This is a genomic window from Haloferax sulfurifontis (genome assembly GCF_014635105.1).
Classification (GTDB): Archaea; Halobacteriota; Halobacteria; order Halobacteriales; family Haloferacaceae; genus Haloferax; species Haloferax denitrificans.
Genome location: NZ_BMCI01000004.1, coordinates 26,689 through 53,174 on the forward strand (window position 1 = coordinate 26,689; position 26,486 = coordinate 53,174).

A 26,486-nucleotide genomic window follows, 5' to 3' on the forward strand; every position below is an offset into this window, starting at 1 on the left:
GTCTCTGGTGCGCGTGATAATCATCGGTGCCGGGCAGGTCGGGTCGTCCATCGCGGCCGACCTCGACGAGACCCACGAGGTCGTCGTCATCGACTGCGACCCCGAGCGCGTCGACGAACTGAACTACTCGCTCGACGTGCTCGCGCTCCACGGCGACGGCACGTCCGTGGACACGCTCGAAGAGGCCGGCGTTGAGCGCGCCGACATGGTCATCGCCTCGACCGACGACGACGAGACGAACATCGTCGCCTGCGCAACCGCCAAGGCCATCTCGAACGCCTTCACTATCGCCCGCGTCAAGAACACGGAGTACCTCCGGACGTGGCAACGCTCCGAGAAGGCGTTCGGTATCGACTTCATGGTCTGTACGAACCTGCTCGCCGCGGAGTCCATCGTCCGCGTCGTCGGCCTCCCCGCCGCGCGCGACGTGGACCCCTTCGCCGGCGGGCAGGTCCAGATGGCGGAGTTCGAAGTCGACGAGGAGAGCCCCGTCGCCAACCAGACCGTGAGCGAGGCCGACCGCTTCGACTCGCTGACGTTCGCGGCCATCCTCCGCGACGGCGAGGTGACGATTCCCCGCGGCGACTCCGTCATCGGGCCGGGCGACCGCGTCGTCGTCATCGGCAGTCCCAAGAGCGTTCAGGGGTTCGCAAGCTCCGTCTCGCCGGACGAGCCACCGGGCACCGCCGAGGAGGTCGTCATCGTCGGCGGGAGCGAAATCGGCTACCACGTCGCCCGCCTGCTCGAAGAACGTGGCTTCAAGCCCAGACTCATCGAGCACGACGCGGAACGCGCCCGCGAGCTCGCGGAGATGCTCCCCGGGACCATCGTGATGGAGAGCGACGCGACCGACGTGGACTTCCTCGAACGCGAGTACATCGGCGACGCCGACCTGCTCGTGTCGGCGCTCGACTCCGACGAGAAGAACCTGCTCGTGTCGCTTCTGGCCGCCCGGCTCGGCGTCGAACGCACCGTCGCGGTCATCGACACGACGCCGTACGTGGACCTGTTCGAGGCCGTCGGCGTCGACGTTGGCGTCAGCCCCCGCGAGGTCGTCGCAGAGGAGATAACCCGCTTTACCCGCGAGGGCGGCGCGGAGAACGTCGCGCTCATCGAGTCGAACAAGGCCGAGGTGCTGGAAATCGAGGTCGACGCCGACAGCGTCCTCGCCGGCAAGCCGATTCGGGAGTCGGTCGCGTCGCTCCCCGAGGGCGTCGTCATCGGCGCGATAACCCGCCGCCGCGAGTTCATCACCCCCCGCGGCGACACCGTCATCGAACCCGGCGACCACGTCGTCGTCTTCGTCGATAGCTGTGTCATCGACGACGTGGCCCCGAATCTGTGAGCCGGGCGGCCGCCGCACGGTCCCGTTAGCTCCGTCCGACTCCGCTCGACTCCGTTCGGCCGCCGAACGCCCCGCGTCACGCTGTCGCGCGCCCGACTGCGAACCCGAACACGGAAGAACCCGGCGCTCGGTACGTTAGTCCACGGATGAAATTGCGGGTCGATTACAGAGCCAGCCTGCGTCTCGTGGGGACCGTCCTGAAGTATCTCGCGGTCCCGCTTTGCTTCCCGCTCGTGGTCGCGCTGTACTACGGCGAGTCAGTACTCCCGTTCGTCGTCACGATGGCCGTCACGGTCCTCGTCGGCACGGGGCTCGAACGGCTCGCCGACGAGCCGGACATCGGTGCCCGCGAGGGCTTTTTGATGGTCGCAGTGACGTGGTTAGCGGTCACTATCGTCGGCGCGATACCGTTTCTCATCGAGGCCCACGGCATCCCTTTCGTCGCGGCGCCCGTCCACCCCGAATCGACCCTCGGCAACCCGGTGAACGCGCTGTTCGAGACGATGAGCGGCTTCACCACGACCGGGGCGACGGTGCTCGGCGACATCTCGTTTAACTCCCACACCCGCGGCATCATGATGTGGCGACAGCTCACCCAGTGGCTCGGCGGGATGGGTATCGTCGTCCTCGCGGTCGCCATCCTCCCCGAGCTCTCCGTCGGCGGCGCACAGCTGATGGACGCCGAAGCGCCCGGCCCCGGCATCGAGAAGCTCACCCCGCGCATCGCCGAGACGGCCCGCGCGCTCTGGGGCGCGTACCTCGGTCTCACCGTCCTCGAAATCGTCCTCCTCTACGGCCTGCACGTCACCGGCAACGCCCCGAACATGGACGTGTACAACGCCATCGCCCACGGGCTGACGACGATGCCGACCGGCGGGTTCTCGCCGGAAGCCCGGAGTATCGAGGCCTTTTCGGCGGCCGCGCAGTGGGTCATTATCCCCTTCATGGTCGCCGCCGGGACCAACTTCGCGCTGTTTTGGCACGTCCTCACGGGCGACCCGAAGCGGCTGTTCCGCGACACCGAGTTCAAGTCCTACCTCGGCGTTATCGGCGTCGTCTCGGCCATTCTCGCGGGGATTCTGTTCCTCGGTGACGGGCTCATGTCCGTCGCGCCCGCGGGCGAGACCTACGACCAGCTCTACCTCGAAGGCATCCGCACGGCCATCATCGGCAACGTCGAGCCGGCGGTTCGCCAGTCGGTGTTTCAGGTCGTCTCTATCGTCACGACGACGGGATACGCCAGCATCGACTTCAACGCGTGGAGCGCGCCGGCGCAGTACGTCCTGCTGTTCGCGATGTTCATCGGCGGCTCCGGCGGCTCGACCGGCGGCGCGGTCAAAATCGTCCGCTGGTACGTCATCGTGAAGTCGCTCCGCCGGGAGTTGTTCACGACGGCCCACCCCGAGGCGGTCCGCCCCGTCAGGCTCGCGGGGCGCGCGGTCGACGAGCGCGCCATCCGCGGCATCTACGCCTTCACGCTCCTGTATCTCGTGTTGTTTTTCGTCTCGACCGGCCTGCTCCACCTCGACGCCGCGCGCATCGGCTTCGACGTGAGCATCCTCGAAACCATGAGCGCCGTCGCCGCGACCCTCGGGAACGTCGGGCCGGGCTTCGGCGTCGCCGGCCCGATGGGGAGTTACCTCGACTTCTCCAACGGCTCGAAGCTGTACATGGTGGTTCTCATGTGGGTGGGTCGACTGGAGATTCTCCCCGTGTTAGTCATCTTCACGCCGGAGTACTGGCGGCGGTAGCGCGGAGAACGGCTCCGTTGAAATCCTCAGACGATGATAGGTTTCGGTGTCCGTGCTGAAGAGAGCGCGCGAATGTGTCAGAATAGAAAGGGGTGATGGCGTTCTCACGAGAAGCTAGGAATGAGAACTGCCGATACCACCGAAGTACCAACGGTATATTGGAGTCCGCCCAGTGAATCTGCACTCAATGATTGGAACAAACAAAACCTATTAAATGCCACTCTAGATTAGACAATTGTCTTTTTAATTGTGTTTTTATTGGATATCATGGAAGCCTTATCCCCTTACAGAGTCATATTTGATTGAGATTATGGGTTCGATTGACATTCCCTCGAATCAATTCGTCGAAGACACCGAAGTGACAGTCGAGTCGCCATTAGGTAAGAGCGACTACTCAGATTCAGATAATGGTAACAGAGAAACCTGACTGGCTCGATGGTGACGAGAATGTAGATCGTCCCACCTACGAGACGAGAGTGGGTACGACCTCTGTTATCGGGAGTGCGAGGACGGACACCGTGTCAAAGAATTACATTCTCCTCGCAGAGTGCCTGTTACCAGTACTTCGGCCACCCGGAGATGGATGCAGATGAAGAAAACAGAAGGCGGGGGGACAGTTTATCGATGCAGTGACGGTCGTTATTACGGTGATGTGGACGTGTGGAACCACCTCGAATCCGGAGCATGGACGCCCTGTTGCTGGAACTCGAACTCTATGGAGGAGTGGGTAGAGACACGACAAGGGGAATTGCTTGTTCTCGTCCCAGTCACCTACAATTCTCTGCCTGAACAGGTGCGAATCAACCATACTTCTGCCGGTACTAGCGTGCTTTGAGATGAGTCCGCGATTTGTGTGACGTGACACAGACACCCTCGATATTCAGCACGCACTTTCTGTCAGGCTCAGAGGACTTCAACAGAGCCCGGAGAATCAAACGCCGGTTTTCGTTTCCCCTCAGGGGTTCAGCCCGTAGATGGCCGACCGGGCGAACACCAACACCGGGATGATTTCGAGGCGGCCGACCCACATGTTAAACAGGAACATCGCCTCGGCCCACGGGTTCATCCACGGGCCGGTGATGCCCGTCGAGATGCCGACGTTCCCCTGTGCGGACGCGACTTCGAACAGCGCGTCGGCGTAGGTGAACTCCGGCCCGGCGAGGTTCACGAGGAGGACGCTCGACCCGACGAGAAGCAACAGCCAGAGCATCGAGACGATGGCCGCCTCGGAGAACTCGCGGTCCATCTCGGTCCGCGAGAGTCGGCGGCCGTTCATCTCGATGTTGACGACCGCGCTCTCGGGGAGGAAGACGCGGGAGAACTGCCAGCGGATGCCGCGGGAGATGGTGTAGCCGCGGATGATTTTGATGCCGCCGACGGTGGACCCCGCGGCCCCGCCGAGGGTCATCGCCCCCGACAGGAGCACCTTCCCGCCGTCGGACCACTCGCCGAGCGGCGCGGCCTGAAAGCCGGTGCAGGTGAGCGCGCTCACCCAGTGGAACGCGGCGTCGCGGACGGCGTCCGACTCCGGTCCGCCCACGACGCCGGCGAGTCCGAAGTAGTCGGCGGTCTCGACGAACGCCGAACCCGCGGTCGCCGGGAGGCTGACGAGGTTCTGGACGGCGAGCGCGACCCCGCCGACCGCGAAGATGACGAGGAGCCAGCGCGTCTGGAGGTCGCCCCAGAGACGGTCGATATCGCGGTTCTTCAGGATGGCGTAGTGGACGGGGAAGGCGATTGCGCCCAGCGCCATGACGGGGAGCAACACCGTCTCGATGAGCGGTGAGTCGTACGTGCCGATAGAGCCGTCAGTGACGGCGAACCCGCCGGTCGAAAGCCCCGTCATCGCGTGGTTGAGCGCCTGCCACGCGACCTCCCACAGCGGGAGCGCGGCCCCGTAGTCGCTGGCGCGGATGGCGACGAAGAGGACGGCCACCGACAGGAGCGTGTAGCCGACGAAAATCTTCCAGACCGTTCGGACCGTCGAGACGACGCTCGGGTGAATCTTCTCCTCTCTGGCCTCGCCGCGGTACAGGGCGTAGCTCCCGCTCCCGGGCCGCGAGAGGATGGAGACGGTGAGGACGATGACGCCCACGCCGCCGACCCACTGGATGAGCGAGCGCCACCACTGGATCGTCCGCGGGAGCGACGGCTCGTGGATGCCCATCGTCAGGCCGCTTCCGGTCCAGCCGCTCATGCTCTCGAACAGGGCGTGGAGCGGGTCGCGGAAGTAGACGAGACTCGACTGGGCGTAGTCGACGCCGGCGGGGACGAGCGCCGTGAGGACGCTCTGGGGGGCGAACTGCGCCGTGAGGAAGAAGGGAAGCGACCCGAACGCGGCGGTGGCGAACCAGCCCGCGGCGGCGATTATCATCCCGTGTTTCATCCGGGGCGCGGGGGCGTTCGCGAACGCCTTTCGCGCGCCCAGTCCGACGAACGCCGTCGCGCCGCCGGCGGTGAGGAACGCGAGCGCGGCGTACCACTCGCGGAAGCCGACCGCGACGAGGACCGTGGCGCTCATCAGGGCGGCCTCCATGACGAGAAGCGACCCCACGTCGCGGCCGATGACCGCGAGGTCTGCGGGCCACCCCGAGACGGTTCGTCCGCGGCGGGGCATCAGTGGTCCTCGTAGTGGCCGAACACGTCAGTCACATCGGGCGTCGCACCCTTCGCGGAGTAGACCGTCAGGAGGTCTCCCGACCCGATAGTGGTGTTCCCGCGGGGGGTCACGGGGTCGTCGTCGCCCTCGCGCTCGACGGCGACGATGAGTGTGTCCCCGTCGAGGAGGTTCTCCTGTGCGGCCCCCTGAATCGTCATCCCCGCTATGGGCGCGTCCTCGTCGACGCGGATTTCGAACACCTCGGCGTGCTCGCCGATGCGCATGTAGTCGACGATGGAGGGCCGCTTGACCGCCCGGTAGAGGTACTCCGCGATGAGCCGTTGGGGGTTCTCCATCGTGTTGACGCCGATTTGGCGGTAGAGGCTCATGTGCTCTGGGTTGTGGACGACCGAGACGATGTCGGGGATGTTGAGCTCCTTCGCCAACAGACAGACCATGATGTTGGTCGCGTCCTTGTCGGTCGTCGTGATGATGGCGTCCGCCCGGTCCGCGCCGGCCTCGTCGAGCGTCTGTTTGATCGTGGCGTCGTCGTTGAGGACGAGGCAGTCGAACGTCGCGGCGGCCGCCTCGGCTTTCGCCTCGTCGCGCTCGACGACGACGACCTCGTTGCCGCCCTCGGTGGCGATTTCGATGAGCGGCGTGCCGATGTTGCCCGCGCCGACGACGATGATGTACATGACGTTCCGGCGTGCGTATCGGGCAGTGGAAAAACTATCGGCATGTCGTTTCGTTGTTCGGGATGGAATTTCCAGTACAAACGGGCAGTGAGTACGGATTAAACGCGTGTTCGGTCGTTAAAATTGGGAATAACCGCGAATATGTCCACCCCCGAGCGAGCGCTCACGGTGTCTCGGTCGGCTTGATGGACCGGATATTTATCGACGGATATGGTATATGTGTGCACATGCCATTTTCGACCACTCGGTCTCACGGCCAAACGAGGGCCCGCCCGTGAGTCACTCGGGCGGGCGCGAGCCGGCCGTGAGTCTCGGTCTGCTCGACGCGACGATGGTCGGAATCGGTGCGATGGTCGGTGCGGGAATCTTCGTCTTGACGGGACTCGCAGTCGATATCTCCGGTCCGGCGGCCATCGTCGCGTTCGCCCTCAACGGCGGCGTGACGACCTTCACGGCGCTTTCGTACGCCGAACTCGCGGCCGCGATCCCGCGAAACGGCGGCGGCTACGCGTACGTCCGCGAGGTGTTTTCCGCGCCCGTCGCCTTCGTCATGGGGTGGACGCGGTGGTTCACGTACATGATTGCGGGGTCGCTGTACGCGCTCGGATTCGCGTCGAACTTCGTCGAGTTCGGCCACATCTACGGGTACGCCCTTCCGGGGCCACCGGTCCTGTACGCGCTCGGAGCCGTCGTGACGCTCGTGGCGCTCAACGCCCTCTCGACGGAGGCCTCGGGACGGGGTGAAACGGCAATCACGCTACTCAAAATCGCCATTCTCGGCGTGTTCGTCGCGTTCGGTCTCACGGCCGCCGACGCCGGGGAGTTCGACCCGCTTTTCACCGAGGGACCGCTGTCGGTCCTCCCCGCGATGGGGCTGACGTTCATCGCGTTTCAGGGGTACGACCTCATCGCCACCGTCACCGAGGAGGTCGAGAACCCACAGATTAACATCCCGCGGGCCATCCTCCTGTCCGTCGCCGTCACCGTGGTCGTCTACCTGTTCGTCGTCTTCGTCGCCATCGGGACGCTCGGCGCGGACGGGCTGGCTGGCGCGGGCGAGACGGCAATCGCGCAGGCGGCGGAGGGCTTCATGCCGACGTTCCCGATACTCGGGACGGGCGCGGCGCTCATCGCCTTCGGGGCGGTCTTTTCGACCGTCTCGGCGCTCAACGCGGTCGTCATCGGCTCGTCGAGGGTCGCGTTCGCCATGGGACGCGAGCGACAGTTGCCCGCCCGCCTCGGTCGGTTCCACCACCGGTACGGGACGCCGCTCGTCGCTATTCTCGCGTCCGCCGTGGTGATGCTCGTCGCCGTCCTCGTCGTGCCAATCCGCATCGTCGGGAACCTGGCGAGCCTGTTTTCGCTTCTGGGCTTTATCATCGTCAACTACGCGTTGATTCGGCTTCGACGGCGACAGCCGAACCTACAGCGACCCTTCGAGGTGCCGCTGTACCCCGTTACGCCGATTCTCGGTATCGTCTGTAACGTGCTTTTGGGCCTCTTTATCGACCCGTTCACCTGGGCGCTGGCAATCGGCTGGCTCGTCGTCGGCGGCGGCGTCTACCTCCTCCTGTCGAGGCGCGGCGACGTCGGCCCGGCGGGACCGACCGAGATTCAGGAACCGGAACCGATTGAGTCGACGGAAGGGGCCAGCGACTGACCGACGAACCGACAGCGGGGTCCGAGACCCCCTCGCCGCCGAGACGCCGCACCGAGACGACTACTACACGCCGACACCAATTCACACGCATGCCCGACCCAGAGACACACTTGCGCGTCGTCGTCGCCGGCGGTGGGGAGTTGGGCCTTCGGACGGCCGAACTCCTCTCCGACCGCGGCCACGACGTGGTCATCGTCGAAGCGGACCCCGACCGAATCCCGGACGTCGCCGACAGGTACATCGCCACCGTCATCGAGGGAGACGCCTCCCGTCCGGAGATACTCAGACAGGCACAACCGGAGCGGAGCGACGTGGTCGCCGCGCTCACCGGCGACGAGTCCACTAACTTCGCCGTCTGTCTGGCCGCTCAGCGGATGTCGGACGTCCGAACCGTCATGCGAATCACCGGGACGCCGGACGAACTCTACGAGGAGTTCGTGGACGGACTCGTCTTTCCCGAGCGACTCGGCGCACGGGCGGCGACCAACGAAATCGCCGACGGCGGCGTTCGGACTATCGAAGACGTCGGCGGCAACGTCGAAATCGTGGAGGTCGAAGTCGCCGAACGCGCCCCCGTCGCCGGCAAGCGACTCGACGAGGTTCGACTCCCACAGGGGTGCCTCATCATCGTCGACTATCAGGGGAACCGAATCGGTGGCCCCGACACCGTCCTCGAAGCCGGCCACCGCTACGTCCTCGGCGTCGAGTCGGACGTGGCCGACGAAGTGATGAACCTGTTTCGGGGCTAGTTGAACCCTGACGGCGACCGACGACGCGGGACCGAGCGTCTCGGTCGCCGCTCGGTGCCGCGAAAAGGAGTTCTCGCGTTAGTTCTCGACCGCGGACGCCGCGCGGACGATGGTCTCCTCGCCGAACTTGGGGCCGATGAGCTGGAGACCGACGGGGAGGCCGTCGGTCTCGCCCGCCGGAACCGAGATGGCGGGGAGGTTCGCGAGGTTCACCGGCACGGTGTTGGCGTCGGCGAGGTACATCTGGAGCGGGTCGTCGAGGCTCTCGCCGAGTTCGAACGGCGGGACGGGCATCGTCGGCGAGGCGACGACGTCGACGTCCTCGAACGCCTCGTCGAAGTCCTGTTTGACCCACGCGCGGGCGTCCTGGGCCTTCGCGTAGTACTTGTCGTGGTAGCCCGCGGAGAGGGCGTAGGTGCCGAGGAGGATGCGGCGCTTGACCTCGGAGCCGAAGCCCTCCTCGCGGGCGCGGGCGAACGCCTCGTTCCAGTTGCCGTCGTAGCCGCCGGACTTGCCGTAGCGGACGCCGTCGAAGCGAGCGAGGTTCGACGACGCCTCGGACATGGCGATGACGTAGTAGGCGGCGACGGCCTTCTCGACGGAGGGCATGCTGACCTCGCGGTACTCCGCGCCCTGCGCTTCGAGTTCGTCGAGCGCGGCCCAGAACGCCGCTTCGACGCCGTCGTCCGCGCCCTCGACGAACTCGGTCGGGACGCCGATGGTGAGCCCTTCGACGTCGCCGTCGGCGGCCGCGGCGTAGTTCGAGTCGGCGCCGGCGTCGCGGGTCGTGCCGTCGCGGTCGTCGGGGCCGGCGATGACGTCGAGGAGCGCGGCGGCGTCCTCGACGGTCGGGGCGATGGGGCCGATCTGTTCGAGGGAGTTCGCGTAGGCGACGAGGCCGTAGCGCGAGACGAGGCCGTAAGTCGGCTTGATGCCGACGACGCCGCAGAACGCGGCGGGACAGCGGATGGAGCCGCCCGTGTCGGTGCCGAGCGCGAGGTCGGCCTCGCCGGCGGCGACGGCGGCCGCGGAGCCGCCGGAGGAGCCGCCGGGGACGCGGGACTCGTCGACGGGGTTCTTCGTCGGGCCGAACGCCGAGGTCTCGGTCGTCGTGCCCATGCCGAACTCGTCCATGTTGGCCTTGCCGACGATGGTCGCGCCGGCGTCCTTCAGGAGTTCGACGACGGTCGCGTCGTACGGCGGGACGTAGTCTTCGAGCATCGCGGAGCCGCAGGTCGTCCGCAGTCCCTCCGTGGAGATGTTGTCCTTGACGGCGACGGTCTTGCCCGAAAGCGGGCCGTCGTCGGAGCCGTCGAGCGTCTCTTTCGTGATGAAGGCGTTCAGCGACATCTACGACACCCGCGGACCCTTGAAGAAGCCGTCTTCGGTCTCTGCGGCGTTCGAGAGCGCCTCCTCTTGGGTGAGCCCCTCGCGGACCTCGTCGGGGCGCATCACGTTCACCAGTTCGTCCTCGCGGTCGACTTCGGGGACCTCGTCGAGGGCGTCGAAGTAGCCGAGGATGTCCGCGAACTGCGCCGCGAACTCCTCGACCTCGTCCTCGTCGAGGTCGACCCGCGCCAACTCGGCGACGTGTCGAACCTCGTCGGCGTCGACGGGCGTATCGCTCATGTATCGGAGGAAACGGAGACCGGGAGTAAGGGTTTCGGTGTGGGTCGTTTCGTCCGGTCCCCGGCGCGACCCCGGCCGGTCGAGACCACCGGCGAGGCGGCCGGGTCCGACCGTGCGAACCCGCCGTTATTCCGTCCTTCTACCGCCGTCAGATATAAGTAACGAGGGCCGATACGAATAGACGGAGAACGACCGTTCCCAGTTGCTTCTCTCGCACACAAATGACAGAAAGTGTCCGACGTTTCACGACCGGCAACGCGCGCGTGCGCAAAGAGAATACGAGCGATACCGAACAGACCGACACCGAGCGGGAGCAGACGCCCTCGTGTCCCGAGTGCGGCTCGGAGAGCCTCGTCTCCGACACCGAACACGGCGAGACGGTCTGTGACGACTGCGGCCTCGTCGTGGAGGAAAACGAAATCGACCACGGCCCCGAGTGGCGCGCGTTCAACTCCTCGGAGAAAGACCAGAAGTCCCGCGTCGGCGCGCCCACGACGAACATGATGCACGACAAGGGGCTGTCGACCAACATCGGCTGGCAGAACAAAGACGCCTACGGGCGCTCGCTGTCGTCCCGCCAGCGCGAGAAGATGCAACGGCTTCGCACGTGGAACGAGCGGTTCCGCACCCGCGACTCCAAGGAGCGTAACCTCAAGCAGGCGCTCGGCGAAATCGACCGCATGGCGTCGGCGCTCGGCCTCCCGGACAACGTCCGCGAGACCGCCTCGGTCATCTATCGCCGCGCGCTCGACGACGACCTGCTTCCCGGTCGCTCCATCGAGGGCGTCGCCACGTCGGCGCTGTACGCCGCCGCCCGCATGGCCGACACCCCGCGCTCGCTCGACGAGATTACGAGCGTCTCGCGCGTCGAGAAGGACGAAATCGCCCGCACCTATCGGTACGTCGTCCGCGAGCTGAAGCTCGAAATCAAGCCCGCCGACCCCGAGCAGTACGTCCCGCGGTTCGCCAGCGATCTCGGTCTCTCCGACGAGTCCGAGCGGCGCGCCCGACAGCTCTTGAAGAACGCCAAAGAACAGGGCGTTCACTCCGGCAAGTCGCCGGTCGGCCTCGCCGCCGCCGCCGTCTACGCGGCCTCGCTTCTCACCAACGAGAAGGTGACCCAAAACGAGGTCTCCGAGGTCGCCAACATCTCCGAGGTCACCATCCGCAACCGCTACCACGAACTGCTCGAAGCCGAAGAGCAGGTCCAACTGCCCTAACCCGGTCGGTCCGTTCGTTTCGCGCCGTCGCGTCTCGGCTCGCCTCGCCTCGTTTCGTTCCACTCCGCTCCGTCTCGCCCTGTCCCGCCTCGTTCCGCAACAGCCATGGCGCTCGCTCCGGAGCCACAGCCATGGAGACGACCCGACATTTCACCTCGACCGTGTACATCGTCAACGACGGCGCGGTGGCGCTCCACAGACACGAGCGCCTCGGCATCCGCATCCCGCCGGGCGGTCACGTCGACCGCGACGAACTCCCTCACGAGGCCGGCCTCCGCGAGGTCCGCGAGGAGACGGGTCTCGACCCGGAACTCGTCGACGACACCGACTCCGTCCCCGCGCCCGCCGGCCAAACGCTCCCACAGCCTCGCCAGCAGATGCTCTACGACATCAACGTCCACGGCGACGGCTCGGTCGGCCACCAGCACATCGACCACGTCTTCTACGCCCGCGTGGACTCCCGCGACATCGACCCCGCGCCGGGCGAGGCCGACCCCGAGGTCTGGGCGTGGTACGACGAGTCCGACCTCCGCGAGAGCGACCTCGACCCCGACACGGTGCAGTTCGCGCTGGAGGCAATCGAGGTCGTGCGCGACGACGAAACGGAGAACTGAGCCGAACGGACTGACGCCCGAAACCGCGCGGAACCGGCCTACTCGACGAGCGATTCGACGTACCGCTCGACGTGGTTCTCCATCCGTCGTTTGAACCCCGCCTGCCGCGCGAGTCGGTCGAGTTCGCGCGAGGCGTAGGTCCCGTACTGGACCGCCTTCTTGTCCGCCTCGGCGACCGATTCGGGGAGCACGCCGCTGGCGGCCTCCCTGAGTGCGACCTTCCGCCGGTCGCCGTCGACGAGTAACGCGCCGGGGAGCGGGAGCGCCGCCTCGACCACGCGGTCGCGGAGGAGCGGCGCGACGGGTTCGACCCCGGCGGCGCGGAGCACGAGCAGGTCGCGTTCGAGCTGGTCGGGGAGCGTGAGAATCATCTCGCGGGCGGCCCCGCGGACCGTCTCGGCCTCGACGCGGGGGTCGTCGGGCGCTTTCTGGACCTTCGCGTAGCCGCCGAACAGTTCGTCAGCGCCCTGCCCGACCGCGAGGCGGTCGTGGCCGTCTGCGGCGACTCGCTCGGCGAGCAGGTACAGCGGCAGGACGATTTGCACGTCCATCGGGTTCGTCCGCCCGAGCGCGGCGACGATTTCCGGCACGGCGCGTTCGAGCGCCTCGTGGGTGAGTTCGACCACGGCGAGGTCGCGGTCCATCGCGGCGGCGGCCTCGCGGGCGGCGGCGACGTCGTGGGAGCCCTCGAAGCCGGCGACGTAACAGGGGGTGTCGGGGACGCCCGACGCGACGACCGCGGAGTCGACGCCGCCGGAGAAGGCCACGGCGAGGCCGTCGTCGCTGACCGACCGGACCGAGTCGAGCACGGCGTCGCGGACGCGGTCGAGCGCGGCGTCGCGGTCGGTCGCGGCCGGCGGGTCGGGAAGCGACCAGACGCGTTCGTCGTCGCCGGCGGCTTCACCGGCCGTCTCGCGGGCGTGGCCCGCGGGGACGGCGACCGGGTCGTCGAGGTCGCGGTGGTCGAACGACCACGTCGCGGGGTCGGCGCGGTCGGAGAAAAGCGGCTGGCGACCGAGCACGTCGCGGACGAGTCGGCCGTCGAGTTCGCCCGCGAAGCCCGCGGTGCCGGGGAGCGAGTCGCGGTCGGCGAGGGCCTGCCGGACGAGGTCGGGAGACGCGCCGCGCATCAGAACAGGTCCGTCAGGGCGTGTTTCAGTCGCCGGGTCGCGCCGCCGGCGGCCTGCCGGAACGAGATGCGCCACGGGGTCTTGTTGCCGACGACGCTGGTCCGACCGTCGGCGACCGCCGAGAGGATGGCGTCGGCGCTTCGGGTGTCGGTGCCGACCTCGGTGACCGCCTGGCCGACCATCTCCGCGATGTGGGCGTCGCTCCCGGCGGTCATCGGGAGGTTCCGGCGCTTGGCGAACCGCTCGGCGCGCTGGTTTGCGATGCCGGTGAGGAGCCGCGAGTTGTAGATTTCGATGGCGTCGGCGCTGGCGAGTTGCGCGCTCGTGATGTGGGGGGCGACGCCGTGACGCGACTTCTGGAACGGGTGCGGGATGACCGCGATGCCGCCCGCGTCGCGGATGCGGTCGAGCGTCTCGTCGTACGACAGCCCAGCCGGAATCAGTTCCTCGACGCCGAGCGCGAGGACGTGGCCCGCGGCGCAGGTGACTTCCATCCCCGGGATGCCGACCAGCCCGTAGTCGGCCGCGAGCTCCGCGGCTTCGAGGCTGGCGTCTATCTCGTCGTGGTCGGTCACGGCGAGGGCGTCCAAGCCGACCGCGACCGCCTGTTCGAGGAGGTACTCGATTGGGTCCCGCCCGTCGTAGGACAGAGACGAATGCGAGTGCAACTCGACCGATAACACACCGTCTCCTAACGATGGAGGCTAAAAAAGCGCCCCGGTCCCGGTGTGATTGGCGTGTGTCCCTCACGCACGGTGTCGGCGGACTGGCGAATCGGCGCACTCCGTCGCCTCGCCGCGTGCGGTGAGCGCGCGACCGGCGCGAGAACGCGGTCGACCCGAGAGACCGTCAGCGTCCGCAGACAGTCCGCGCGTGCCGACAGACCGCCGAAACTGGACGAAGTGTAAGAATACAGAAATAATATCGCGGGGGACGAACCGTTCGCACGGTGGCGTACCCACCGCGTGGGTCCACCGGGTGAGAGAGATGACTGTACGAGACATCGCACGGCCGAAAGACGAACTGGTGACAGCGAGGGAAGACACGCCGATTCGAGAGCTGGCGACGCTGATGGAGGACCGAAACGTCGGTTCAGTCGTCATCGCGGACGGTGACGACATCCGAGGCATCGTGACGGACCGCGACATCGCGCTCAACTGCGTCGCCGCCGGCGGCGACACGAGCGGGATGACGGCGAGAGACGTGATGACCGAGAGACCGTTCACCGTCGACGCCGGCGTGGGGGTCTTCGACCTGTTCCGGCAGATGCGGGAACACGGCGTCCGGCGCGCGCCGATAACCGACGGCGGCAAGCTCACGGGCATCGTCACGATGGACGACCTACTCGTGTTGCTCCAAGACGAGATGCACGAGCTGACCGAAATCATCCGCGCCGAGTCGCCGACGTACACGCCCGCGTGAGTCGGATGCGAACACCGACTCCGACCTCGACCATATTTTAGGCACGTTCGTGCACATAGAAAGGGTTTACAATGTGCGTTCTGACCATACCAGTGAATGACGCTTTCCGACGCGGACCGCGACCTCGTCGTCGCCGAGCTCGGTCGAGACCCGACGCCGGCCGAGGAGATACTCTTCGAGAACCTCTGGAGCGAACACTGCGCCTACCGGTCGTCTCGCCCGCTTCTGTCGGCGTTCGACTCGGAGGGCGACCAGGTCGTCATCGGCCCCGGTGACGACGCGGCGGTCGTCGCTCTGGACGACGACACCTACATCACGCTCGGTATCGAGAGCCACAACCACCCCTCCTACGTCGACCCCTACGACGGCGCGGCCACGGGCGTCGGCGGCATCGTCCGCGACACCCTCTCGATGGGCGCGTACCCCATCGCGCTCGCCGACTGCCTCTACTTCGGCGACTTCGACCGCGAGCACTCGCGGTACCTCCTCGACGGCGTCGTCGAGGGCATCGCCGACTACGGCAACGCCATCGGCGTCCCGACCGTGACCGGCTCGACTTCGTTCCACGAGAACTACGAGGGCAACCCACTGGTCAACGTCGCCTGCGTCGGCCTGCTTTCGGCCGACCGCCTCGTCACGGCCGAAGCGCAGAAAGCGGGCAACAAGCTCGTCCTCGTCGGCAGTTCGACCGGCCGCGACGGCCTCGGCGGCGCCTCGTTCGCCAGCGAGGACCTCGCGGAGGACGCTGAGACCGAAGACCGGCCCGCGGTGCAGGTCGGCGACCCCTACACGGAGAAACTGCTCATCGAGTGCAACGAGGCGCTCATCGACGAGGAGCTCGTCGAGTCCGCCCGCGACCTCGGGGCCGCCGGCCTCGGCGGCGCGTCCTCCGAACTCGTCGCCAAGGGCGGCTTCGGCGCCGAAATCGACCTCGAAAAGGTCCACCAGCGCGAGCCGAACATGAACGCCTTCGAGATTCTCCTCTCGGAGTCCCAAGAGCGCATGTGCTACGAGGTGACCCCCGAGAACGTCGAGCGCGTGCGGGAACTCGCCGCGCGCTTCGACCTCGGGAGCGCCGTCATCGGCGAGGTCGCCGAGGGCAACTACGTCTGTACCTTCGACGGCGAACCCGTCGTCGACGTGCCCCCGGAGTTCCTCGCGGAGGGCGCGCCGATGAACGACCTCGACTCGGTCGAGCCCGAGTCGGCGACGCGCGACCTGCCCGCGTTCGACCTCGCCGAGGCGGTCGAAGCGGTCGTCTCCGACCCCAACACGGCCTCGAAGCGCTGGGTCTACCGCCAGTACGACCACGAGGTCGGCCTGCGGACCGCCCGCCGCCCCGGCGACGACGCGGCGCTCCTCGACGTGCCCGAGGCCGACACGAAACTCGCGTTCACCGGCGGCGCGGACCCCAACTGGACGACCGCCGCACCGTACGACGGCGCGCGCGCCGTCGCCTTCGAGAACGCGACTAACCTCGCCGCGAAGGGCGCGTCGCCCCTCGCGACCGTCGACTGCCTCAACGGCGGCAACCCCGAGAACCCCGACGTGTACGGCGGCTTCAAGGGCATCGTCGACGGCCTCGCCGACATGTGCCGGGCGCTCTCGGTCCCGGTCGTCGGCGGCAACGTCTCGCTGTACAACGACTCCGTCTCCGGCCCGATTCCGCCGACGCCGACGCTGGCGATGGTCGGCAAGGCCGACGGCTCCTCGCCCGGCCTCTCGCTTTCGGGCGAGGGCGACCTGTTCCTCGTCGGCTTCGACGGCGGCGCGCTCGGCGGCTCGACGGTCCTCGAACACCTCGGCGGCTCCGACGCCTTCCCGGCGCTCCCTGAAGACGCCGACGCCGCGACCGCGGTCGAGACGATTCGGGCCGTCGCGGCCGACGAGTCCACGGTCGCCGTCCACGACGTGAGCCACGGCGGCCTCGCGGTCGCGCTGGCCGAGATGGTCACAGACGAGGTCGGCGCGGACGTGTCCGTCTCCGACTACGTCTCGCTGTTCGAGGAGACGCCCGGTCGCGTCGTCGTCGAGACGACCGACGAGGCCGCACTGCGCGACCTCGCGGGCGACGTGCCCGTCGTAGAACTCGGAACGACGACCGACGACGCGACGCTCTCGCTCGCGGTCGACGGCGACGAGGCCGCCTACGGCGCGGCCGACATCGCCGACCTGCGCGACGTGCTCGCCCGCGAACTCGACTGAACTGCAAAAAACCCGTCCGCGTCGCACCGCGTCGAACCCCCTCCGCTACGGTTCGAGGACGACTTTCCCGCGACTCTTTCTGGCTTCGATGTACTCGTGGGCCGCCGCGGCGTCTTCGAGGTCGAACGTCTCGCCGACGACCACGTCGAGTTCGCTCGCGGCGAGCAGTTCGGACAGCTCCGGCACCGCGCCGAGAATCGACTCGGGGCGCTGTTGCATGGCGCTTCCGAGGTGGAAGCCGATGACGGACTTGTTCTCGAACAGCAGGCGCGTCGGGTCCGCCGCGGCCGCGTCGCCGGAGGCCGCGCCGTAGGTGACGAGTCGGCCGAAGTCGGCGAGGGCGTCCAGACTGCGCTCGAACGTCTCGCCGCCGACGCCGTCGAGAACGAGGTCGACGCCCGCGCCGTCGGTCTCGTCGGCGACGACCTCGCGGAAGTCCCCTTCTGTGTACTGGATGCCGTGGTCGAGACCGAGGTCGGCCGCGAGGTCGAGTTTCTCCTCGGTGCTGGCCGTGCCGAACGTCTCGACGCCGGCGTGGGCGGCGAGTTGGACCGCCGCGGTGCCGACGCCGCCGGCGGCCGCCTGAATCAGCACGCGGTCGTCGTCTTCGAGGTCGCCCCACCCGTGGAGGCAGTTGTAGGCGGTGAGGAACTGGACGGGGAAGCCGGCGGCCTCGGCGAACGACATCGACTCGGGCACGTCGAACAGCGTCGGGGCCGGCGTGGTGACGGACTCGGCGTACGCCCCGCCGCCGGTCATGGCGACGACGCGCTCGCCGACCTCGCGGTCGACGCCCTCACCCACCGCGTCGATGGTTCCCGCGGCCTCCATCCCCGGCGTGTACGGCGGCTCCGGGCCGTCTCGGTAGGTTCCCCGGCGTTGCATGATGTCGGCGAAGTTGATGCCGGCGGCCTCGACGGCGATGCGGACCTCGCCCGGGGCCGGCTCCGGCGTCTCCGTCTCACACAGTTCGAGGCTGTCGGAACTCCCGTACTCGGTGACGACGATAGATTTCACGCAGGGTCGTAGCCGCGGCGGCCTGAAAAGGAAAGAGAACGCGGAAGTTCGTACGAGTTGCCGGTTCCGGGAGTGTCGTGCGCCCTACGCCAGCGCCAGCGGGATGCCGAACGTGACGACGAGGCCGACGACGAAGACGAGGAGTCCGGTCGTGACCTGACTCATCGAAAAGTCCTGCATCGGGGAGGTGACGCGCCCTTCCTGTTCGCCTTCGTGGTGCTCGTCGTGTCCGTGGTCGTGGTCGTCGCTCATACGCGAGGCGACGGGTTCGCGGTACAAAAACGCACCTAACCGTCGTCCGCACATCCTCCGCGGGCGGCGGGACCGACTCGGCGGCACTCGGTCTCGCGGGCGGGCGTCGCCCCGGCGGTTCAGGACCGATACAGGAACAGCGCGACCAGAAACACGATCGCGAGCGGGAGGAACGGAATCGCGGCGTCGAGCGGGACCAAAAGCGCCACTATCGCGGCCGTCACCGCGAACTCGACGACGACGAGCAGACTGAGGAGTTCGGCTGAATCCGTCATCGGTCGGACTGGGACTCGCGTCGGACTTTTCGCCGCCGAGTCATCAAACCACCCGCTGGGCGAGGGGCCGAATCGGCGTCCTCGTCGCCGGGACTCGCCGAGGTGTTCGGATTTCGGCCACCGCCTGCCGTAGTCGAAACGGTGAAACGGCTCTTTCGCCAACGTTTCGGTAGCGAATGCTCACGAAGCGAATCATCCCCTGTATCGACGTCGACCTCGACGAGGACGGGAACCCGGCCGTCTACACCGGCGTCAACTTCGAGGACCTGAAGTACACGGGCGACCCCGTCGAGATGGCCAAACGATACAACGAGGCGGGCGCGGACGAGTTCGTCTTCCTCGACATCACCGCCTCCGCCGAGGGGCGGGCGACGATGCTCGACACCGTCTCGAAGGTCGCGGACGAGGTGTTCATCCCGCTGACGGTCGGCGGCGGTATCCGCACCCGCGACGACATCAAAGAGACGCTCCGCGCCGGTGCGGACAAGGTCTCTATCAACACCGCGGCGCTCCAGAACCCCGACCTCATCGAGGAGGGCGCGCGCTCCTTCGGGAGCCAGTGTATCGTCATCTCGGTGGACGCCCGCCGGCGCTACGACGAGGCGGGCGAGCACTACGCCGAGGTCGACGGCGAGTCCTGTTGGTTCGAGTGCACCGTCAAGGGCGGCCGCGAGGGCACCGGCGTCGACGTGGTCGAGTGGGCCAACGAGGCCGAATCGCGCGGCGCGGGCGAGCTGTTCATCAACTCCATCGACGCCGACGGGACGAAAGACGGCTACGACATCCCGCTGACGAAGGCCGTCTGCGACAGCGTCTCGACGCCCGTCATCGCCTCCTCCGGCTGTGGCGGCCCCGAGGACATGTACGAGGTTTTCACCGAGGCCGGCGCGGACGCCGGTCTCGCCGCATCCATCTTCCACTTCGACGAGTACACGATTCGGGACGTCAAGGAGTACCTCGACGAGCGCGACGTGCCGGTTCGACTGTAAACCAGCGCCCTCACAGCCGTTCTGCTCTGCCTCTCTTGTCCCTGTGCGCCCCGTCGCCATCCCCGTGCGCCCCGTCGCCGACCCCTCGGCCGGTCGTGCGCCCCCCGCGCAGTCGAAACCAATCTTAACCCGCCGGCGCGTCGTATCTCGCTCCGAGATGACAGACGACGCGTGGCTCGACGCCCTCCGCACGCACCGCGAACAGAAGGACCGCTATCTCGCCGCCGACCGCAACTCGCCGATTCCGCCGGACCAACGGAGCTTTTTCGACGGTCTCGACTACTTCGAGCCGGACCCCGACCTCCGATTCGAACTCGAACTCCGCGAGTACGACGACCCCGAGCGCATCACCATCGGCACCTCGACCGACGGCGAGCGCGAGTACCTCGCGTGGGGGCGCTTCGGGTTCGAGGTCGACGGCGAGTCGTACGCGCTCGACGCCTACCGCGCCGACGCCGACGAGGACCGCCTGTGGGTGCCGTTCCGCGACGAGACGAACACCGAGGAGACCTACGGAGCGGGTCGCTACCTCGACCTCGAAGCCGCGGACCGGGGCGACGACGGGCGGTGGGTCGTCGATTTCAACTACGCGTACAACCCGTTTTGCGCCTACTCGCCGCGCTACGAGTGCCCGCTCGTCCCGATGGAGAACTGGCTCGAAGTCCGCATCGAGGCCGGCGAGAAGGACTACGAGGGACCGGGCGACGCGGACGCGTAACGGAGAGACGCGTCGCTCGGGGACGAGCGGAAACGAGAGAGAACCCGCAGATTACGCGTCGATACCGGCGCGGTAGGCGTCGGTGAAGTCGTCGGCGGTGCGCTGGACGCCGCGGGCGGCCTCCGCGAGCGCGTCGAGGGGGTCGACGCCGGGCTCCGTCTTGATAGAGAGGACGGGGTCCGTCTGTCCGCCGGACTGCTCGGGGTTCACGTCGTAGGTCGCGGCCGTGACGGTGTCGGTCTGGAGGAGTTCGCCCTTCAGGACGTTCATGAAGGTGTGGTCCTCGCCGCCGATTTCGATGCGGAGTTCCTCGTCGGTCTTGTCGATGACCCGCAGTTCCATGGCTCTCCGTTCCCTCCAGCGGCGTTTTAACGTTTCGTCTCGGGAACCGCGACCAGCTCGTCGAAATCGGGGTCCGCGTCGAGGAGTTCGTATCGTCCCTCGCCGTCCGGGGGCGAAACGACGCCCTCGGCGACGAGGTGGTCGAGGTGGGCGAACGCCTCCCCGGGGCCGTGGAGGATGTGGATGCCCGAGAGGTCGCCGAACAGGTGCGCGCTTACGGTCCACGCGTCCGTGGGGCCGTGTTCGTCGAGAACGGAGACGACGCGCTCGGTGCGCTCGCGGTGGTGTTCGGCGATGACGCGCGCCCGGCCGGCGGGGTCGGAGATGGGGTCGCGGTGGCCGGGCCACGCCCGCTCGAAGTCGAGGTCGGCGAGGCGCGCGAGGCTGTCGAGATAGGTTTCGAGCGGGCGGTCGACCCGCAGGTCAGCGCCGCCGACGTTCGGGGTGTACTTCGGGAGGATGACGTCGCCGACGTACGCCTCGCGGCCCGCGCCGCGCTCGCCGTCGAACGCGAAGGCGCTCAGTCCGGCGGCGTGGCCGGGGAGGTGGACGACTTCGAGTTCGCCGTCACCGGCGGCGATGCGGTCGCCGTCCTCGACGGGCGTCACGTCGACGCGCCCGCCTCGGAGGTCGTCGTGGCCGTCGAGGTAGTCGGTCACCTCGGCGCGCGGTTCGCCGGGGATGCGCCACTCGTCGAAGCGGCGCTCGCGAATCGAGCGCTCGGCCGCAATCGCGTCGGGGTCGCCAGCGACGATGCCCGCGTCGTCGGCGTGGACGTAGACCGGCGCGCCGCTTTCGGCCTGTAGCTCGGCCGCGAGTCCGGCGTGGTCGGCGTGCCAGTGGGTGAGGACGATGGCTTCGAGGTCGGCGACCTCGTGGCCGGCCGCCGCGAGTCCCTCGCGGAGGTCCCGCCGGACCGAGTCGGTCGCCACGCCGGCGTCGACGAGCGTCGGCCGGTCGCCGGGGAGGAAATAGGCGTTGTTCCGCCCCTCGAAGACGGTGTTCCCGAGCCGTATTCGTTCCATGCGACCACCTGGCCGTCGAGGTGCATGATTATTCCGACTGCCGCGGCGGCGTCCCTCGGGGCGGCCGAGCGTCGGTCGGACAGCGGCGAGTCGGCGACCCGCACGCCGGCCCGACGCCCGACACATTCAAAAGCCGGCCGCGCATCGAATCGCACGTCGAATGCCGGTGGACTTCTACGAGCTCCTCGGGGTCGAACGCGACGCCGAGACGGCGGAGATAAAACAGGCCTTTCGTCAGCGCGCGCGGGAGTACCATCCCGACGTCAACGACGACGAGCGAGCCACAGCGCAGTTCACCGTCGTCCGGAAGGCCTACGAAGTCCTCACCGACGACGCCGAGCGCGCCGACTACGACCGGATGGGTCACGGCCCGTACGTCGAGAAACGCCTCGACGGCCTGACGAAGTTCAAGTACCCCGGAAAACCCGGCAAGAACGGCGGACGCGGCGAGTCTGACACCGGCGGTCGGTCGGCTTCGGGTCGGTCGTCGGCCGGGCGGTCGGCTTCGTCGTCGTCCACAACGTCGTCGTCCTCGTCTTCTCGGTCGTCCTCTCAGCGCGCGTCGTCGTCGTCCTCTCGGCGGTCGTCGTCCGCATCGAGTTCGTCGCGGTCGGGTCGGTCGCGCGCCTCCGGGTCGTCCTCGTCGTCGCGGACCGCGGGCGCATCGCAGTCGTCGGCCGCGGGCGGGTCGTCGCGCGGCCGCACCCGAAGTTCGGAGTCCGGTCGGACTGGGACAACCGGCCGGTTCGAACGCGGACGCGACGGCTCCGAGTCGGCGACTACGACCGCGTCCCGGTCGGGCGCGACGAACCCGCTTTGGTACGGCTGGGGCGTCTCGCTCGTCGCGCTGGTGACGTATCTCGGCGGCTTCGCGTGGCATCTCGCGGGCGACGGCGCGGCGTTCGCGGCCGCGCTCGCGTCGCTCGACACCGCCGCGCCCGCCGCGGGACTCCTCGCGTCGTCGCCGCTTTCGGTGCCGAGCCTCGCGGCCCTGCAGGCCGCCGCGGCGACGACGCCGACGACGTTCGTCTTCCCGGTCGCGGCGGCGCTTCTCGCCGTCTCGCTCGCCGCGGTCATCGCCCGGTTCGGCCACGCGTGGACGACGTGGGGCTACGCGCTCGCGGCGGCTGTCCCGCTGGCGCTCGTGGCGGCCGGCGCGGTCGGCGTCGGACGCCCCGTCGCGGTCGACCTCCTCGGCTTCGTCGTCTGTCCGCTCCTCGGAGCCGGCGGCTTCGTCGTCGACGCCGGGTGGTATCTCTTCGCCTCACGCTAACTTCGCGGCGCGCGGGTCGTCCTCGCCCACGATTTTTGTCGTCCGCGCCCGACAGGTCGGTATGCCCATCCCGACCGACTCGGTCCGGCGGTTCCGACTCCGCGGCGTGAACGCGTACCTCGTCTCCGACGGGTCGGAGACGGTGCTCGTCGACGCCGGGACGCCGTGGGACCGCGACCGACTGCTCCGGGGCCTCGCCCGCTCCGACCTCGACCCCGGCGCTATCGACCGGGTGCTCGTGACGCACTTCGACCTCGACCACGTCGGGACGCTCGCCTCGCTCAGCCTCCGCGACGACGTGCCGATTCACCTCGCCGAGCCGGACGCCTCGCACCTGACCGGCGCGTCGAAGCCGTCTCTCACCTCGCTGAAAGGCGTCGCACAGCGCGCGCTCGCGTCGTTCGTCGAGCGACCGACGAACCCCGTGGAGGTCGTCCGCGACGGCGACGAACTCGGCGGCTTCGTCGCGTACCGGACGCCGGGGCACACCCCCGGTCACACCGCGTTCGTCCACGAGGGCCACGGCGTCGCGTTCGTCGGCGACATGGTCCGCGAGTCGAACGGGCGTCTCGGGCTGTTGCCGGGGTTTATCGCGACCGACGCCGCGGAGAACAGGCGGAGCGTCCGCGAGTTCGCGGCGCGGTGCCCGCCGGTCGACGTCGTCGCGATGGGCCACGGCGAGCCGGTCACGGAGTACGGATACGGCGCGCTCAAGCGACTTGCTGACAAGCTCTAATCGGAGAGAAGACGCTTTCGGAGCGTGAGTCCCCAGTTACGTGACGACGAGACGCCGAGCCGTCGCTCGCGTCTGAGTTAAGAGCGGGGACCGCGGCCGAGCGCAGGTCCCCGGACTGACCAAGCCACTGTGAGGAGCACCAGTCTCACAGCTGCCTGACGCGCCCGGCGGAAGTGAATCGAACCACGCGCGTCAACACCACGTTGGACACTAGTTGTAAAAAGTCCTTTGTTATCGCCAATTAGAACCACGGCCTCCAGAACGACTGGATAAATATGCTCTTATGTGAGCCATTTAGCCGATTCAACTGGACATTCAGTAACCTTCATGGTTGTTACTGGACGAACGAACGGTAGAATCGTGAAGAATCTATCGAATCGGCGGACGAGGGTCGAATACGGCCGAAAACAGGTTATCTGACCAGATACGGGTCCGCGCCGGGCATGAAGCGGCCGAGGTCGGATTCGCGGCGGAAGTCGGTCGACTGGAGCTCCAGCAGGCCGGCGACGAGTTCGTCGTGGTCGCCGTCGTCCCACTCGGCGGGGTCCTTGATGGGCAACACGAGGAAGCCGCTCCCGCGGAGTTCTTTCCCGTGGAGCGTCTCCATGTCCACGTCGGTCTTCCAGCCGACGGACGTGTAGTTGTTCAGGACGTGCTTCGTCGCCACCGCGCCGACCGGCAGGAGGACGTGGGCGGCGATAGCGCGGAGCTCCGCGTCGAAAAACCGCTCCATGTCGGTGTAGTCGGCCGCCGACGGCGTCCCGTCCGGCACGCACATGTGCAGGTACGAGAGGAACGTGCGGTTCACCGTCGGTTCGTCGCCCGTCTCGGCCAGCAACTCGCCGTCTTCGAGCGCCGGGAACAGCCGCTCGCCCGCCTCCCCCGAAAAGGGGATGCCGGTCTCGACGCCCCCGTGGACGCCGGGGTGGTCGCCGATGACGTGGAAGTCGGCGTTGGCGTCGCCGTAGCCGGGGACGTACCGGTCACACGACGGTCGCATGTCGAACGGGTTTCTCGTGCGGTCGGTTACGTTTCTCACGGTACTCTCTGTGGGAGCGGGGAGTAAAGAAGACGTGGTTCGACCCGATATCGTACACGAACGAGCGTGAGGAACGCATCGAGGGAGAGCGTCGTCCGCGTCGTCGACCCGGCGAGCGCCCTCAGAGTTCGACGCCCGAGGGGATGAGGCTCTGGCTCCGCAGGAGCGTCCCGTCGCCGTCGTAGACGAGGAACGTCGATTTCTCGAAGGTCTCGAAGTGGTCGCCCTCGATGGCCACGTCGACGCGGTAGCGCCCCTCGTCGTCGCCCGCGGCGCGCCCGTACTCGCGGGCCGCGCGGATGAAGTCGAGGACGTCCTCCGCCCGAGCGTTGAGTTCGAGGACGTAGTCGCCGGTGAGTCGGTCCGTCACGCTCACGACGCCGCGGGCGTCGTCGGCGTCGACGGAGTCTTGCAACCGAAAGGAGACGTCCAGTTCCTCCGCGGCGAGCACGTCGCCGCTGGTCGAGAGGAACCGAGACCGGAGCTCCTCGGCCGGGCCGTAGAAGTCGATAGATACGGTGGGTTGGCGGGGGTCGCCGTCGTCCTCGTACCAGTCGACGTCGCGGACATCGAGTTCGAAGTAGTCACGCCGCATTCCGTACCCCTCGTTGGACTGCGCGGCCTATTAACGTGACGCCACCCGAACCGTGGTTCCGGGGTCGAAACCGACCGAATGGGCCGATTCGACGCGAAAACGCCGCTCTCGCCGGTTCCTGCCGCCGCCGGAGTCAGGACGCGTCGAGCGAACGACCGCCACCGCGTCGGTCACAACCGTTATCGGTCGCCGCCGCGAGCGAACCGCGTATGGAACCCGTCAACCTCGACGAGAGCTTCGCGTCGTTCGACGAGACGTGGGCCCCGAGAATCGCCGCGGAGCTGAACGACTACGCGGTGAAGGTCGCGAAGCTCGACGGCGAGTTCGTCTGGCACGCCCACGACGAGACAGACGAGCTGTTTCTCGTCTGCGACGGGCGGCTCCGAATCGAGTTCCGCGACCGCGACGACGCGGACCTCGGGCCGGGCGACCTCCTCGTGGTCCCCCGCGGCGTCGAACACCGGCCCGTGGCACTCGAACCGACCGAGGTGCTCCTCGTCGAGCCGACCGAGACGCTCAACACCGGCGACGCCGCGGAGAGCGACCTGACTCACGACCCCGAACGACTCTCCTGAGGAGTCGACCGGACCGGGGACCGCCTGCGACCGCGCCGCCCCGCCGACGTGCCCGCGCCGTCGGTAGTTTTTACCTGTCAGACCGTGCGATTGTCCTATGGTCTGGGTTCGCTCCGAACACGCGGGTGCGCTGGCGGTCGTCTCGACGTGGCTCTGCGCGCTCCTCCCGTGGAACGTCACGTACACGCCGAACGTCTCGGGTGTGAGCCTGCTTTTCGTCCGGTTCCCCTTCGCCGAGATTCAGTTCGCGTGGGGACTCTCCACTCCCGTCGTGGTCAGGTCCCCGCTTGCTTCGCTTTCAGTCCAGTCGGGACAGACCGTCGCCGTCGCGTATCAGGCGTGGGTCGTCGGCGCGGCCGTCCTCGCGCTCGCGGTGCTGTTCTCCCTCGTCTACTACCTGCGCGACGAGCGGGTCGAAGCCGGGCCGGTCGACCCCGTTCGGGTCCTCGGCGGCCTCCTCGGCGTCGTCGGCGTCGTCCTCGCCGCGGCGACGTACCTCCTCGTGACGCGCGGGCTTCCGGGGATTCCGCTCCCCCTCGGCGTCGTCATCTCGCTCGTCCTCGCCGGCGTCCTCCTGACCGTCGACCGCACCTGAGCCGAAGCCGCGAGCCGGTCGTTCACACCGAGT

General features: G+C 67.7%; 27 protein-coding genes. 14 read left to right on the forward strand and 13 right to left on the reverse strand.

The features are described 5' to 3' along the window. Positions 1-7 precede the first annotated feature (7 nt). Both trkA and IEV64_RS11650 read left to right on the forward strand, forming a co-directional pair. The gene (gene trkA, locus IEV64_RS11645; RefSeq protein ID WP_004970959.1) at positions 8-1,345 is read left to right on the forward strand and encodes a Trk system potassium transporter TrkA; all 1,338 of its coding nucleotides are present in this window, start codon (positions 8-10) and stop codon (positions 1,343-1,345) included. Between the two features lie 146 nt (positions 1,346-1,491). Continuing rightward, positions 1,492-3,096 (forward strand): TrkH family potassium uptake protein, encoded by a 1,605-nt coding sequence (locus tag IEV64_RS11650; protein ID WP_188423941.1) that lies wholly within the window; start codon positions 1,492-1,494, stop codon positions 3,094-3,096. 955 nt (positions 3,097-4,051) lie between these two features. Here IEV64_RS11650 and IEV64_RS11655 read toward each other — a convergent pair. Continuing rightward, positions 4,052-5,713: a TrkH family potassium uptake protein gene (locus IEV64_RS11655; protein WP_007273387.1), complete on the reverse strand. Its 1,662-nt coding sequence runs from the start codon at positions 5,711-5,713 to the stop codon at positions 4,052-4,054. Then, entirely contained in the window at positions 5,713-6,393 is a 681-nt protein-coding gene (locus tag IEV64_RS11660) for a potassium channel family protein (protein WP_004970962.1), read from the reverse strand. Before IEV64_RS11660 ends, IEV64_RS11655 begins: the two co-directional genes overlap by 1 nt. A 274-nt stretch (positions 6,394-6,667) precedes the next feature. Between IEV64_RS11660 and IEV64_RS11665 the strand changes: the two genes are divergently transcribed. Next, the gene (locus IEV64_RS11665) at positions 6,668-8,053 is read left to right on the forward strand and encodes an APC family permease (protein WP_049920369.1); all 1,386 of its coding nucleotides are present in this window, start codon (positions 6,668-6,670) and stop codon (positions 8,051-8,053) included. 89 nt (positions 8,054-8,142) lie between these two features. Then, on the forward strand, positions 8,143-8,802 hold the full coding sequence (locus IEV64_RS11670; protein ID WP_007273385.1) for a potassium channel family protein: 660 nt from the start codon (positions 8,143-8,145) through the stop codon (positions 8,800-8,802). Positions 8,803-8,880: 78 nt separating this feature from the next. Here the strand turns inward: IEV64_RS11670 and gatA are convergent, their stop codons facing one another. Together gatA and gatC are read right to left on the reverse strand one after the other, a co-directional pair. Further along, positions 8,881-10,152 (reverse strand): Asp-tRNA(Asn)/Glu-tRNA(Gln) amidotransferase subunit GatA, encoded by a 1,272-nt coding sequence (gene gatA, locus IEV64_RS11675; protein WP_188423942.1) that lies wholly within the window; start codon positions 10,150-10,152, stop codon positions 8,881-8,883. Then, the gene (gatC, locus tag IEV64_RS11680) at positions 10,153-10,431 is read right to left on the reverse strand and encodes an Asp-tRNA(Asn)/Glu-tRNA(Gln) amidotransferase subunit GatC (RefSeq protein WP_004977559.1); all 279 of its coding nucleotides are present in this window, start codon (positions 10,429-10,431) and stop codon (positions 10,153-10,155) included. A 263-nt stretch (positions 10,432-10,694) separates the two neighbouring features. On the opposite strand from gatC, the gene IEV64_RS11685 reads away from it, so the two are divergent. Further along, positions 10,695-11,651, forward strand: coding sequence for a transcription initiation factor IIB (locus tag IEV64_RS11685; RefSeq protein WP_188424105.1), 957 nt, complete (start codon positions 10,695-10,697; stop codon positions 11,649-11,651). A gap of 131 nt (positions 11,652-11,782) precedes the next feature. Further along, on the forward strand, positions 11,783-12,265 hold the full coding sequence (locus IEV64_RS11690; RefSeq protein ID WP_188423943.1) for an NUDIX hydrolase: 483 nt from the start codon (positions 11,783-11,785) through the stop codon (positions 12,263-12,265). Between the two features lie 38 nt (positions 12,266-12,303). Here the strand turns inward: IEV64_RS11690 and IEV64_RS11695 are convergent, their stop codons facing one another. Next, positions 12,304-13,395: an asparagine synthase-related protein gene (locus tag IEV64_RS11695; protein WP_188423944.1), complete on the reverse strand. Its 1,092-nt coding sequence runs from the start codon at positions 13,393-13,395 to the stop codon at positions 12,304-12,306. Then, complete coding sequence (locus IEV64_RS11700) at positions 13,395-14,078, reverse strand: PHP domain-containing protein (RefSeq protein WP_007273381.1); 684 nt, start codon at positions 14,076-14,078, stop codon at positions 13,395-13,397. Before IEV64_RS11700 ends, IEV64_RS11695 begins: the two co-directional genes overlap by 1 nt. Positions 14,079-14,382: 304 nt before the next feature. Here IEV64_RS11700 and IEV64_RS11705 point away from each other — a divergent pair, with 304 nt between their 5' ends. Both IEV64_RS11705 and purL read left to right on the forward strand, forming a co-directional pair. Continuing rightward, positions 14,383-14,817, forward strand: a complete 435-nt coding sequence (locus tag IEV64_RS11705; protein ID WP_188423945.1) for a CBS domain-containing protein — start codon at positions 14,383-14,385, stop codon at positions 14,815-14,817. Positions 14,818-14,913: 96 nt separating this feature from the next. Next, positions 14,914-17,022 carry a phosphoribosylformylglycinamidine synthase subunit PurL gene (gene purL / locus IEV64_RS11710; RefSeq protein WP_188423946.1) on the forward strand — a complete coding sequence of 703 codons (2,109 nt, stop codon included), beginning with the start codon at positions 14,914-14,916 and terminating at the stop codon, positions 17,020-17,022. A 45-nt stretch (positions 17,023-17,067) separates the two neighbouring features. Here purL and IEV64_RS11715 read toward each other — a convergent pair whose 3' ends face one another. The 3 genes from IEV64_RS11715 to IEV64_RS11725 all read right to left on the reverse strand — a co-directional run bounded on the left by IEV64_RS11715 (position 17,068) and on the right by IEV64_RS11725 (position 18,566). After that, on the reverse strand, positions 17,068-18,039 hold the full coding sequence (locus IEV64_RS11715) for a quinone oxidoreductase family protein (RefSeq protein ID WP_188423947.1): 972 nt from the start codon (positions 18,037-18,039) through the stop codon (positions 17,068-17,070). A gap of 84 nt (positions 18,040-18,123) precedes the next feature. Next, on the reverse strand, positions 18,124-18,291 hold the full coding sequence (locus tag IEV64_RS11720) for a DUF7550 family protein (RefSeq protein WP_004970972.1): 168 nt from the start codon (positions 18,289-18,291) through the stop codon (positions 18,124-18,126). A gap of 119 nt (positions 18,292-18,410) precedes the next feature. Continuing rightward, entirely contained in the window at positions 18,411-18,566 is a 156-nt protein-coding gene (locus IEV64_RS11725) for a hypothetical protein (RefSeq protein ID WP_007273376.1), read from the reverse strand. A 176-nt stretch (positions 18,567-18,742) separates the two neighbouring features. Here IEV64_RS11725 and hisF point away from each other — a divergent pair, with 176 nt between their 5' ends. Further along, on the forward strand, positions 18,743-19,555 hold the full coding sequence (hisF, locus tag IEV64_RS11730; RefSeq protein ID WP_007273375.1) for an imidazole glycerol phosphate synthase subunit HisF: 813 nt from the start codon (positions 18,743-18,745) through the stop codon (positions 19,553-19,555). A 157-nt stretch (positions 19,556-19,712) separates the two neighbouring features. Then, positions 19,713-20,273: a DUF1684 domain-containing protein gene (locus IEV64_RS11735; protein ID WP_007273374.1), complete on the forward strand. Its 561-nt coding sequence runs from the start codon at positions 19,713-19,715 to the stop codon at positions 20,271-20,273. A gap of 51 nt (positions 20,274-20,324) precedes the next feature. Here the strand turns inward: IEV64_RS11735 and IEV64_RS11740 are convergent, their stop codons facing one another. Then, on the reverse strand, positions 20,325-20,615 hold the full coding sequence (locus IEV64_RS11740; RefSeq protein WP_004970976.1) for a DNA-directed RNA polymerase subunit L: 291 nt from the start codon (positions 20,613-20,615) through the stop codon (positions 20,325-20,327). 26 nt (positions 20,616-20,641) lie between these two features. Then, positions 20,642-21,640 (reverse strand): MBL fold metallo-hydrolase, encoded by a 999-nt coding sequence (locus IEV64_RS11745; RefSeq protein ID WP_007273373.1) that lies wholly within the window; start codon positions 21,638-21,640, stop codon positions 20,642-20,644. Between the two features lie 160 nt (positions 21,641-21,800). Here IEV64_RS11745 and IEV64_RS11750 point away from each other — a divergent pair, with 160 nt between their 5' ends. Beyond that, the gene (locus IEV64_RS11750; RefSeq protein ID WP_188423948.1) at positions 21,801-22,913 is read left to right on the forward strand and encodes a J domain-containing protein; all 1,113 of its coding nucleotides are present in this window, start codon (positions 21,801-21,803) and stop codon (positions 22,911-22,913) included. Positions 22,914-22,974: 61 nt separating this feature from the next. Next, positions 22,975-23,649, forward strand: a complete 675-nt coding sequence (locus IEV64_RS11755) for an MBL fold metallo-hydrolase (RefSeq protein ID WP_188423949.1) — start codon at positions 22,975-22,977, stop codon at positions 23,647-23,649. 412 nt (positions 23,650-24,061) lie between these two features. Here IEV64_RS11755 and IEV64_RS11760 read toward each other — a convergent pair whose 3' ends face one another. Beyond that, positions 24,062-24,688, reverse strand: a complete 627-nt coding sequence (locus IEV64_RS11760) for a uracil-DNA glycosylase family protein (RefSeq protein ID WP_049920354.1) — start codon at positions 24,686-24,688, stop codon at positions 24,062-24,064. A gap of 121 nt (positions 24,689-24,809) precedes the next feature. Next, positions 24,810-25,283, reverse strand: coding sequence for a DUF5793 family protein (locus IEV64_RS11765; RefSeq protein WP_188423950.1), 474 nt, complete (start codon positions 25,281-25,283; stop codon positions 24,810-24,812). 209 nt (positions 25,284-25,492) lie between these two features. Between IEV64_RS11765 and IEV64_RS11770 the strand changes: the two genes are divergently transcribed. Then, positions 25,493-25,858 carry a cupin domain-containing protein gene (locus IEV64_RS11770; RefSeq protein ID WP_007273369.1) on the forward strand — a complete coding sequence of 122 codons (366 nt, stop codon included), beginning with the start codon at positions 25,493-25,495 and terminating at the stop codon, positions 25,856-25,858. Between the two features lie 97 nt (positions 25,859-25,955). Then, complete coding sequence (locus IEV64_RS11775) at positions 25,956-26,453, forward strand: DUF7549 family protein (protein WP_188423951.1); 498 nt, start codon at positions 25,956-25,958, stop codon at positions 26,451-26,453. Positions 26,454-26,486 lie beyond the last annotated feature (33 nt).

Bases quoted from the DNA above. Each gene is read 5' to 3' on its own strand.
- IEV64_RS11705 (WP_188423945.1), top strand. From the start codon at position 14,383: ATGACTGTACGAGACATCGCACGGCCGAAAGACGAACTGGTGACAGCG.
- gatA (WP_188423942.1), bottom strand. From the start codon at position 10,152: ATGTCGCTGAACGCCTTCATCACGAAAGAGACGCTCGACGGCTCCGAC.
- gatC (WP_004977559.1), bottom strand. From the start codon at position 10,431: ATGAGCGATACGCCCGTCGACGCCGACGAGGTTCGACACGTCGCCGAG.
- IEV64_RS11695 (WP_188423944.1), bottom strand. From the start codon at position 13,395: ATGCGCGGCGCGTCTCCCGACCTCGTCCGGCAGGCCCTCGCCGACCGC.
- IEV64_RS11765 (WP_188423950.1), bottom strand. From the start codon at position 25,283: ATGCGGCGTGACTACTTCGAACTCGATGTCCGCGACGTCGACTGGTAC.
- IEV64_RS11750 (WP_188423948.1), top strand. From the start codon at position 21,801: ATGCCGGTGGACTTCTACGAGCTCCTCGGGGTCGAACGCGACGCCGAG.
- IEV64_RS11755 (WP_188423949.1), top strand. From the start codon at position 22,975: ATGCCCATCCCGACCGACTCGGTCCGGCGGTTCCGACTCCGCGGCGTG.
- IEV64_RS11690 (WP_188423943.1), top strand. From the start codon at position 11,783: ATGGAGACGACCCGACATTTCACCTCGACCGTGTACATCGTCAACGAC.
- IEV64_RS11775 (WP_188423951.1), top strand. From the start codon at position 25,956: ATGGTCTGGGTTCGCTCCGAACACGCGGGTGCGCTGGCGGTCGTCTCG.
- IEV64_RS11770 (WP_007273369.1), top strand. From the start codon at position 25,493: ATGGAACCCGTCAACCTCGACGAGAGCTTCGCGTCGTTCGACGAGACG.
- IEV64_RS11720 (WP_004970972.1), bottom strand. From the start codon at position 18,291: ATGAGCGACGACCACGACCACGGACACGACGAGCACCACGAAGGCGAA.
- hisF (WP_007273375.1), top strand. From the start codon at position 18,743: ATGCTCACGAAGCGAATCATCCCCTGTATCGACGTCGACCTCGACGAG.
- IEV64_RS11670 (WP_007273385.1), top strand. From the start codon at position 8,143: ATGCCCGACCCAGAGACACACTTGCGCGTCGTCGTCGCCGGCGGTGGG.
- IEV64_RS11650 (WP_188423941.1), top strand. From the start codon at position 1,492: ATGAAATTGCGGGTCGATTACAGAGCCAGCCTGCGTCTCGTGGGGACC.
- IEV64_RS11735 (WP_007273374.1), top strand. From the start codon at position 19,713: ATGACAGACGACGCGTGGCTCGACGCCCTCCGCACGCACCGCGAACAG.
- IEV64_RS11725 (WP_007273376.1), bottom strand. From the start codon at position 18,566: ATGACGGATTCAGCCGAACTCCTCAGTCTGCTCGTCGTCGTCGAGTTC.
- IEV64_RS11745 (WP_007273373.1), bottom strand. From the start codon at position 21,640: ATGGAACGAATACGGCTCGGGAACACCGTCTTCGAGGGGCGGAACAAC.
- IEV64_RS11655 (WP_007273387.1), bottom strand. From the start codon at position 5,713: ATGCCCCGCCGCGGACGAACCGTCTCGGGGTGGCCCGCAGACCTCGCG.
- IEV64_RS11740 (WP_004970976.1), bottom strand. From the start codon at position 20,615: ATGGAACTGCGGGTCATCGACAAGACCGACGAGGAACTCCGCATCGAA.
- IEV64_RS11660 (WP_004970962.1), bottom strand. From the start codon at position 6,393: ATGTACATCATCGTCGTCGGCGCGGGCAACATCGGCACGCCGCTCATC.
- purL (WP_188423946.1), top strand. From the start codon at position 14,914: ATGACGCTTTCCGACGCGGACCGCGACCTCGTCGTCGCCGAGCTCGGT.